This window comes from Zymomonas sp. (genome assembly GCF_020216885.1).
Classification (GTDB): Bacteria; Pseudomonadota; Alphaproteobacteria; order Sphingomonadales; family Sphingomonadaceae; genus Zymomonas.
The window spans coordinates 1-10,000 of sequence record NZ_JAIWON010000034.1 but is presented as its reverse complement, the minus strand read 5'-3'; the positions used below and the strand labels follow the sequence as shown (position 1 = coordinate 10,000).

The 10,000-nt window shown below is 42.7% G+C and carries 7 protein-coding genes; 2 read left to right on the top strand and 5 right to left on the bottom strand.

Going from position 1 to position 10,000, the window contains the following annotated elements; genetic code table 11:
• Positions 1–2,320 (bottom strand): preprotein translocase subunit SecA (gene secA / locus LDL18_RS01725; RefSeq protein ID WP_296506504.1); only part of this gene is annotated, 2,320 nt, incomplete at its 3' end.
• A gap of 352 nt (positions 2,321–2,672) precedes the next feature.
• Here secA and argJ point away from each other — a divergent pair.
• Complete coding sequence (gene argJ, locus LDL18_RS01720) at positions 2,673–3,902, top strand: bifunctional glutamate N-acetyltransferase/amino-acid acetyltransferase ArgJ (protein ID WP_296506503.1); 1,230 nt, start codon at positions 2,673–2,675, stop codon at positions 3,900–3,902.
• 40 nt (positions 3,903–3,942) lie between these two features.
• Here argJ and LDL18_RS01715 read toward each other — a convergent pair whose 3' ends face one another.
• Positions 3,943–4,389 carry an ASCH domain-containing protein gene (locus tag LDL18_RS01715; protein ID WP_296506501.1) on the bottom strand — a complete coding sequence of 149 codons (447 nt, stop codon included), beginning with the start codon at positions 4,387–4,389 and terminating at the stop codon, positions 3,943–3,945.
• A gap of 48 nt (positions 4,390–4,437) precedes the next feature.
• A complete protein-coding gene (locus LDL18_RS01710) occupies positions 4,438–5,565 on the bottom strand; it encodes a hypothetical protein (protein WP_296506499.1) in 1,128 nt (375 codons plus the stop codon).
• 146 nt (positions 5,566–5,711) lie between these two features.
• Between LDL18_RS01710 and LDL18_RS01705 the strand changes: the two genes are divergently transcribed.
• Positions 5,712–6,104, top strand: a complete 393-nt coding sequence (locus tag LDL18_RS01705; RefSeq protein ID WP_296506497.1) for an MliC family protein — start codon at positions 5,712–5,714, stop codon at positions 6,102–6,104.
• Between the two features lie 18 nt (positions 6,105–6,122).
• Here the strand turns inward: LDL18_RS01705 and LDL18_RS01700 are convergent, their stop codons facing one another.
• Together LDL18_RS01700 and LDL18_RS01695 are read right to left on the bottom strand one after the other, a co-directional pair.
• Positions 6,123–9,065, bottom strand: a complete 2,943-nt coding sequence (locus LDL18_RS01700; RefSeq protein WP_296506495.1) for a ligand-binding sensor domain-containing diguanylate cyclase — start codon at positions 9,063–9,065, stop codon at positions 6,123–6,125.
• Positions 9,066–9,305: 240 nt separating this feature from the next.
• Positions 9,306–10,000, bottom strand: a 695-nt coding sequence (locus LDL18_RS01695) for a catalase (protein WP_296506494.1), incomplete at its 5' end; no start/stop codon positions are given.

The following is a 10,000-nucleotide window of genomic DNA, read 5'->3' as shown; positions in this document are numbered from 1 at the left end:
GAACAGAAAGATGTTCTTTCCAATGATGGTCAATAGCCTGAAGCAGCGTATTCTTTTGAATACCAGCCCATTGCTCTGGCGGAATATCTTTGCTGCGTTCCGCTAAAAGTTCATCGGATTTTTCAAGGATACGCTCGGCAATGATTTCGCTATCAATACCTTCCTCATCTTGCCAGTCTTTGACCGGTAAATCGAGATTCAGAAGATCCAGCGCTTTTTCTTGTAACTGATCGACATCCCATTGTTCGACATATTGATCTTCAGGACAAGTCTCGGAAACCAAATCGGCAATAGTATCTTCCCGCATTTCCTCGACAAGATCATTGACTGATTCTGCATCCATGACCGTGGCGCGCTGTTCGTAGATAACCTTCCGCTGATCATTCATCACATCATCATATTCGACGACCTGTTTCCGAATATCATAATTACGGGCTTCAACTTTTCTCTGCGCGGTTTCAATTGCCTTCGACATGATCGGGCTCACGATCGCTTCACCATCAGCCAGACTTTTATTCATCATTTTGGCAAACATCGTCTGGGAGCCAAAAATACGTAACAAATCATCATCAAGGCTAAGGTAGAAGCGGCTTAATCCGGGGTCACCCTGACGTCCCGACCGTCCTCGTAATTGGTTGTCAATACGACGGCTTTCATGGCGTTCTGTCCCAAGGACGAATAAGCCGCCAGCATCAATAACCTTTTGCTTTTCTTCTTCGACTTCTCTTTTAATGCGCTCTATTGCAGCATCTCGCTCAGAGCCTTCTGGTATATCCCGCAATTCATCAGTAATCCGAAAATCGACATTACCACCTAATTGGATATCGGTGCCTCGTCCGGCCATATTGGTCGCAATTGTTACAGCACCCAGTCGTCCGGCCTGTGCGACGATATGCGCTTCCATTTCATGGTAACGAGCGTTCAAAACCTTATGAGGCACGCCCTCGTGATGAAGATATTCCGAAAGTAATTCTGATTTTTCAATCGAGACAGTGCCGACCAAAATAGGCTGACCGCTAGCCGCGTGTTCTTTAATAGATTTGGCAATAGCTCGGAATTTGTCTTCCAGATTTTTATAAAATTGGTCGTTTTCATCTTTCCGCTGCACCGGTAAATTGGTGGGGATAGTAACGACATTTATTTTATAAATCTGATGGAACTCGGTGGCTTCCGTTGCCGCAGTTCCCGTCATACCCGCAATACGCGGATATAAACGGAAGTAATTCTGGAAAGTAATGGATGCCAAGGTCTGGTTTTCAGGTTCGATCTGAACGCCTTCTTTGGCCTCGATCGCCTGATGTAGACCTTCTGACCAACGACGGCCATCCATCATTCGCCCTGTAAATTCGTCAATGATAACGACTTTGTTATTTCTAACCAGATAATCGACATCCCGCCGGAACATCAAATTGGCTCTCAAGGCCTGATTAAGATGATGCACAATCTGGGTATTTTCAAAGTCGTAAAGATTGCCTTCCGGTAAAAGACCATCGGCTTTCAAAAACTGTTCGGCGCGCTCTGTCCCTTCTTCGGTCAGAACAACATTTTTCTGCTTTTCATCGATTTCATAATCATCAGATCCAAGCTTTTTAACAACTTGATCTATCGCAATATAGAGATCCGATTTGTCATCGGTTGGGCCCGAAATAATAAGAGGTGTCCGCGCCTCATCAATCAGGATTGAATCGACTTCATCAATGATGGCATAATTGAAAGGCCGCTGAACCATCTGTTCCCGCGTATATTTCATATTATCGCGGAGATAATCAAAGCCCAATTCGTTGTTCGTTGCATAAGTAATATCGGCAAGATAGGCCTGACGGCGTTCCTCATCCGAAATATTCGGCATAACAACGCCAACGGTCAGGCCAAGGAAACGATAGACTTGCCCCATCTGTTCAGCATCACGCTTTGCCAAATAGTCGTTGACCGTCACAACATGAACGCCCTTGCCTTCCAAGGCATTCAAATAGCAAGCCAGTGTCGCCACCAAGGTTTTACCTTCACCGGTGCGCATTTCTGCGATCTCACCACGATGAAGGACAATACCGCCGATAATCTGGACATCGTAATGACGCTGTCCCAAAGTTCGCTTCGACGCTTCTCTGACGGTGGCAAAGGCTTCCGGTAGAAGTTGATCTAGCGTTTCACCCTTGGCCAGCCTTTCCCTAAAAAGAACCGTTTGTCGAGCAAGCCCGCCATCATCAAGCGCAGAAACGCTGGGTTCAAAGCTGTTTACTTTTTCAACAATACGGCGCAGGGATTTGATATAACGATCATTAGCAGAGCCGAATAAAGCCTTGGCAATAGCGCCGAACATGGACAGTCCCTAACAATTTCAAAATATGCGGTGAACGGAATGAACCGGCAAAGGCTCACTTTTAAGCTGATAAGTTGAAAAGAAGATAGGTCGCCGCCTTGGTAACGTCAATCATCCCCTCCCCCCATTACAATGCCTCTTTGTTCTTACCCTGTCGATTTTTCTGACAAGCATCAGATTCTAGAGACCAGAGCAGCCAAGAGTATTTTTACAGTCTTACTGTCATTTAATCTTTTTTTCGAGCTTTTTATATCCTTCTTTGAGGAATAAAGACGGATCGCTATAGTGATAATACATTATCAAGCCGTATGAACAAACCGGCCAGTCTATTGTGATTGAAGGATCTTTTTGTATGATCGCCAATATTTCCCCGCTTGCGCCCAGTTATACACCTGAATTACCAGCGATAGACGGGATTACATTACGAACGGTCTGCGCCGGTTATAAAAATTGGCAGCGGAATGATCTCAGTCTATTTCTTTTTCAGCCAGATACCGTGGTTGCAGGGCTTACGACCCAGTCAGCTTGCCCTTCGCCCGAGGTAGAATGGTGCCGCGCCGCCATCAAAAAAGGTAAAGCCCGCGCGCTTGTTGTTAACGCAGGAAACTCGAATGCCTTTACAGGCCATAAAGGCCGTGAAGCGGTAGCCGCAATTACAGCCCGCGTTGCCGATCACCTAAAATGCGCTTTGCATGAGGTATTTGTTTCTTCAACCGGCGTTATCGGTGTACCTCTTCCAATTAAAACCGCTTGCGATGGCCTTGAAAAAGCTTTCTCTGCGGAAGATGTCAATTGGGAACATATGGCTAATGCCATTATGACGACGGATACTTTTGCAAAAATGTCCCGTCAGGATATCACTATTCAGGGCAAATCTGTCAAAATGGTCGGCATCATCAAAGGGTCTGGCATGATTGCGCCTGATATGGCCACCATGCTTGGCTATATCTTTACAGATGCCGCCGTTGCCCCTGAATTACTGCAGAAAATGCTGACCAAAGCCAATAAGAAGAGCTTTTCATGCATTACAGTTGATAGTGATACGTCGACCTCTGATACAGTTCTTGCTTTTGCAACAGCGGCTGCCAAAAATCCGCTTTTATCTTCAGAAGAAGATAAAGATGCCGACAAATTACAAGAAGCCGTAACGGCTATCTGCCTTGATTTGGCACAACAGGTTGTCAGAGATGGTGAAGGTGCCAGCAAATTTATTAGCGTTACCGTTAACGGTGCGGTTTCTGATGAAAGCGCGCATATTATCGCGATGTCGATTGCGAACTCACCCTTGGTAAAAACCGCTATGGCGGGAGAGGATGCGAATTGGGGACGCGTTGTTATGGCTGTCGGAAAAGCCGGTCAGCCTGCGGAACGCGATCTTCTGTCCATCCGTTTTGGTGGCATTGAGGTCGCTGCGAAAGGCATGGTTGTGCCCAATTATGACGAAGCCCCTGTTGCCACTCATTTAAAAGGCAAAGAAATCGATATTTCTGTCGATATCGGATTAGGAAAAGGTCAGGCGCAGGTTTGGACTTGCGATTTGACCCATGGTTATATTTCGATCAACGCTGATTACCGGAGCTGATTGACTATAGGGGGCGGCAATCCCAATCGATTGCCGTCCCCTATTCTACCTGACTAGCCAAGCTTACCAATTTTTGCGTCTCTTCTTTTCGTAACCACGTCAAAGATTGGGGCGGCTGAAAGTTAGGGCGGATTTCTTTTAATTGATCGAGATTAACAGATCGGATTCGCTGATGATCTCTAAGAAGAAAAGCCGTCGCCTTTTCTATTCCTTCCAAACAATCTCGATATTGTTGTTCTGATAAAAAGGTTTGGCACCCGTATTGGCGCCAAAGCGTGTTAACATCGCCTTGGACAATTGCTTCCAGATAAGCAAAACCGATCACTGATTTCACAGGGCGCATCGCATAAATCCAAATCCGCGCTGATAAGGCTGGAAGCGGTATTCTTCGTCGAAATTCTACCGTTTTTTTGCCAGATACAATCGCTTCTGCAAATTCTGGCCATAAGGAAATAACCGCTTCTTTCCGGTCTAGGATATCAGTCATGCTTCAATATATCCTTCAAACAGCAGCAAAAACGACGTTCATATCCAGCTAATCCTTTTTAGGCATTGCTGGTATTTTTTTCATAACAACAGGCTGACCCATCGGAATTTTGCGATGCGAAATTTTCACCGTCGGCGACAATGTATTCGTTACAGCCTCTTTTCCAGAGGTTTCATTCGACTTTTCTATCGGAAGTAGGTTTTTGTCAGCCGTGCTGGGTGCAAGAGACGCAATAGGTTCAAAAGCCCCCAATTCATGGCGCAAGGTTTCAGGAATGATGCTATTATCATAAGGGAGTTTAATCGGACTATTCTTTGCAGAACCTTCTCGGCAGGTGCCATAAATCTGGGGGCGGCCATTTAGCATCAAGTAATGATCAAGACTGTTTGTTGCCGTCGTAATGGCAGTTTCATCCCCATTCGCCAAGGCGGCCATAGCTAAACTATGCGCCAACAGAGCATCTTCGGATCTGGAGCTGCGATTCAGGATATAAGCTGCCTGATTAAAATCCTGCGCGGTATGCAATTTCCCTTGTGTGATAATATCTTTAACTCTTTGGATGCGAGCCGAACTCGCAAGCTCTTCATCCGTATTTTTCAAGGGCTGAACTTCATGATACAGCTTAATAATTTCGGTATTGGGCGGTAATTCAGGTCGATCTATTGTATAGACATGATTAATATCCCAATTCAGCGTGAAAGGCGCACGGCTATTGGTACGCGTAATCGGCCAGCGAATGCCTGCGATATCGAGAATATTTAAAGAAGCGCTCTCATTATTATCAAGCCACATTTCAATATCATGGCGTGCTCCCAGCCCGTCACGGGTAGAAAAAAACAGATGACCATCAAAAAAACGGCTGGCAATAATTTCTTCCCTGACTAAGGGGCCATGCACTTTGGTGAAAGCCTTGGGCGTAATATCCAGATGAGGATGACTAAGAAATCCGGCAAAAGGATTCTTGCTATCATGTGTTTGTTCTATCTGGATTTCCATAATGGTTTTGCCGTTACTGGTCACAGCCCAGCCACCGACATAGTCAACCGCCCGATGGGTCTTCTCACCGCCTGCCACTAACGGAAGTGATTCCGTATTTTCTGGCTCCGATTGAGCATAAAGCGGGCAAGCCATCAAAATTGTAGATAAAAATAAAGAAACAAGGGAAACAGTCTTCATTTCCAACAGACAATCCTCTCTTTTTCAGGGCATTGTTATATGTGCCGGAAAACATTCATATTCAACGAAAAGGATATTGTTTTACCCTAACGCCAACCATAAATTAGATAAGATACAGAATTATCAATAATAACGGATGGAATTTTGTGGTGAAATTGAAATATTTGACGCTTCTGGCTATTTTTGTAACCACGCCGCTTTTGGCTAAGGAACCTTCCCCAAATATCAATATTGAAGAAAAGACCTATCATTACTTATGTGATAACAAAAAAAATGTAACAGCACATTATATCAATTCAGAAGATCAGAGCAAAAAAGAAACCGTTTCTTTTCTTCGCCTTGACATTGATGGTCAAAGCTATGGTCTTACAGAAGCGGTTTCGGCCAGTGGTGAGCGTTATATCGGCCATCATGGGCTAGATTTATCCCATGGCCTTATCTGGTGGAGCAAAGGTGACACCGCTTTTCTGTCCGTTTTTAAAGGCGATAATGCTCAAAATTCTCGTATTATTTATCGTAATTGCCGTTTACTAAAATAAATAAGACACTGAATCAATTTAAGAAGAAACTCGATTTCGGCCTTGGTTTTTTGCCATATAGAGCCGCTCGTCAGCCCGTTCTAACAAGGAATTGGCATCGTCATTTTCTTTCATAACGGCAACCCCGATACTAACCGTCACAGGGATTTCTCTACCTTGGTAAGGAACTGGCTTTTCAGAAATCGCATTCCCAATACGTGAGGCAACCTGACAGGTTGTCTCCATATCGGCATTGGGGAGCATAATAACGAATTCTTCTCCCCCATAGCGTGCTGCAAAATCTTGTTGTCTAATATTTTCAGTAATTTTCTGGGCAATATATTGAATGACGGCATCGCCTGCTAAATGCCCTTCATTGTCATTTATCTTTTTGAAAAAATCGATATCTAAAATAAAAACAGAAAATTGGTCTTTTGTTTTACTAAATTGCGTGCAATGTTTTTCAAACATTTCTGTAAAGGCGCGTCTATTAAGTAGGCCTGTTAATTCATCAGTATTCGCTAATTCTTTTAGGCGAAGATTAGTTTCCTGTAATTCCAAAGTTTTATTGGTGATCATCAGTCGCAATTTTCTAATCTGATTAGATATCAGATCATAGAGAAATAATACCAAAACTACGATCAGAGCAATTTTAACAAAACGGTATTCATACCACCTGTATTCAACATTCACAGGGAAATGCGTTTCGAGAATGGGTTGTTTTATACCAGGAATAGTAGCCCGAAGGGCAAAGGTAAAATGACCTGCGGGTAAATGGGAATAAATAACAAAAGGCACACTACCTGCCGGTAAGTTAAGCCATTCAGAATCCTGCCCTAACAAACGATAGCTATAATGTATTTGCCTAGAAAAACCGTAATCCAGAAGAGAAAATCTTATTAACAAATTTTTGGCATGTGAAGGTAAATTCAGGGGCTGACCTTCTTTTGGGATTTTCCCATAAGGCAGCTCATTACCATTAAATTTGACACTAGTAATCGCTAGGCCAGCTTTCGGCTGTGGTATTTTATCAGGATGGAAACTGGCTGGAATAACCGTCAGACCATTCGCTCCACCCAATAAAATTTCGCCATCCGCCCCGATTGCAGCACTATGCCGATAGTAGATCATTTTATCGCTATCGATATGACGGTTTATTTGATTTATTTTTTGCGTCTCTGGATTTATTGCAGCGATAGTGCTGCTACCCACTATCCAAAGTCGATCTTTCGTATCATTTATTAAGCTCTGAATAGTCTCACAGAATAGCTCGCTCTCCGGCATCGGAACTACAGAGAGCGTATTGCCCTGCTTTTTCAGCAAGCCACCTCTGATTCCAACCCAAAGTATTTTTCCGGCTGATCGAAGTGCTGCAATATAGTCATTAGGAATAGTATTGATGTTATCATTCCGATGAAAAACATTATAAAATTTTTTATTCTTGGGAATATAAAAACTAAGTCCCTTTGCCGTAGCAATCGCTAAAATATTATCATGAAATGCTAAATCCAATATCCTATTATTGGCCAGACTATTCGGATTGCTGTTCGTATGCGTTAAATGATCTGTTTTTTTATTCTTTATATCGTAAATATATAATCCTTCTGGAGTGCCGATATAAAGAATATTATTTTTATAAAGGAGATTAGTAACAATTAGATTTTCTGGTAAATCTGGCACAAAATAAGGCGAAACTTCCAGAGTTCGGGGATTTATCAAGCTCAAGCCTTTAGAGGCGGCTAAAATACTACCATCGCCCAATTCGACAAGGCTATGAACACCTTCTCCAGAAGCCATGCCTTTTGATCTCAAATGCCGAATAAATCCTTGTTTTTTATCAAAATAGTCGATCTGTCCATTTCCAAGACCCAGCCAAATTTGCTTATAACGGCTAACTAAAATGGAATAGACATTGCGATCAGCAAGGGATTTGCTGCTAATACCGCTATTGTTAAAGGTAAAGATATGATCATTTTCATGATTGTAAAAAGCGATATTGTCTCCTGCCGCGATCCATATATTACCATTTTCTTCACGATAAAAAGCGCGGATAGAATCCGTATCCAGATTTTCTGGAGCAGCCTCACTCTGATGAATAAAGCTTATTTTTCCGCTTTTTCTGTCAAGAGATAGTAATCCTCCACCTCTTGTTCCAATCCAAAGCGCACCGCTAAAGGTCTCTACAAAATTATTTACGGAATGATACCGAATAAAGGGACTGTCTTGTTTCAGAGATTCAGGCTGATGTAATTTGCCATCTAACGTTATGTAAAAGATGCCGCTGGATGCGGTTCCAATCCAAAGGTAACCTTTAGAATCCCTATAAAGCGCACGGATCCCCTCAATATTATTTTGAGCTGATGTCTTGAAATGAATATAGGTGAATTTTTGATTATCTGGCGAATAGCGGACTAGACCTTTATCTGTTCCCAATAAAAGCGATCCATCTTTTTCTTGTAAAATAGCCCGTGTTTGACTGGAGCAGGTGCCATTATCCTGACAAAAGACAAAAAATTGTCGGGTATGTTTTAAGTCAGAATCGATATGGGACAGACCAATATCCGATCCAATCCAATATCCACCTTGCTTATCTGGGACGATCGCATAGATTCGACTACCTAAATATTGTTTTCCTGTAGCTGGATAGGGATAAAAATTATTATCCATGGGATTAAAACGGACAACACCCGCAACATCCGTTCCAATAAGCAAGCCCCCGTCCGGCAACGCCGCCAGACTATGAATAACGTTATCAGGCAAGCTTAAATTATAAGATGATGAATAGCGTAAGATATCCGCATGCTGCCCATCATAACGGATTAAGCCGCTGCCCGCTGTTCCGAACCAAAAAATTCCCTGTTTGTCTTTGGCAATCGCCGATATATTGCTGTTTAAATTCTGGTTGCCATTAGAAATATCGACCGTCTGAATATAGACAGGCCGCCAATCCGCCCATGTGTCGGCGGCATTTAAAGATGTCATTCCTGCAAAAAAAACTGTGATACCTATATAAATATAAAGTAAAAACAGTCCTTTTTTTTGCAAAAAACAAGAAATGTACAACACACAGAAATCTTTTTAGGTTTCAAAAACTATTTATTTTATTTTGATATAATCTTTTCACCAATAAAATTTAACAAAAAAAATACAGATAACAGACAGTGAAAATATAAATATATGCACCTCTCAAAAGAGAGATGCATATATAAAAACCAGCTTATTTTATAACAGGCTATCGGCTAATCTTTTTCCAAGATCTGCATCACAACGTCTAAATAATTCTATTTGTTTTTCTTTTATCGCCTTTGGTACAGAAGGGGCACCCAAAGAAGCGACCAAATTGGAAACTAAACGGGCTTTTTCATCTTCTTTCATCAGACGATAGAGTTTACCGGGCTGTTCATAATTGTCATTACCGGAATCTTCATAGCGGTCATAATGCCCCCCCTCACCATCAACAGGGATAGGCGGCTCTTTATAGGATGCATTTTCAAAGGGTGAAGATGGATCAGAATTAGGTTCATAATTGACGGCATCACCACCATTACCATCAACCCGCATCACGCCATCACGATAATAACCATGAACAGGGCATCTTGGGCGGTTAACCGGAATCTGCGTCGCATTGATACCCAAACGGTAACGTTGTGTATCAGCATAGGCGAAAAGCCGTCCTTGCAGCATCTTGTCAGGACTAAAATAAAGGCCAGGAATGGTATTCGCTGGGGAGAAAGCGGCCTGCTCAACATCCTGAAAATAATTTTCGGGATTTTTATTAAGCTCGAAAAAACCAACTTCCATTAACGGGAATTCCTTGTGGTACCAAACTTTGGTAACGTCAAAAGGATTGAGCCGCTGATTTCGAGCTTGCTCCGGCGTCATAATTTGAATCGCAACCTTCCACTTCGGAAAATCGC

What these genes read in the sequence shown, in the direction of transcription:
- LDL18_RS01700 (WP_296506495.1), bottom strand. Translation starts at nt 9,065, where the DNA reads ATGACATCTTTAAATGCCGCCGACACATGGGCGGATTGGCGGCCTGTC.
- LDL18_RS01715 (WP_296506501.1), bottom strand. Translation starts at nt 4,389, where the DNA reads ATGACTGATATCCTAGACCGGAAAGAAGCGGTTATTTCCTTATGGCCA.
- argJ (WP_296506503.1), top strand. Translation starts at nt 2,673, where the DNA reads ATGATCGCCAATATTTCCCCGCTTGCGCCCAGTTATACACCTGAATTA.
- LDL18_RS01710 (WP_296506499.1), bottom strand. Translation starts at nt 5,565, where the DNA reads ATGAAGACTGTTTCCCTTGTTTCTTTATTTTTATCTACAATTTTGATG.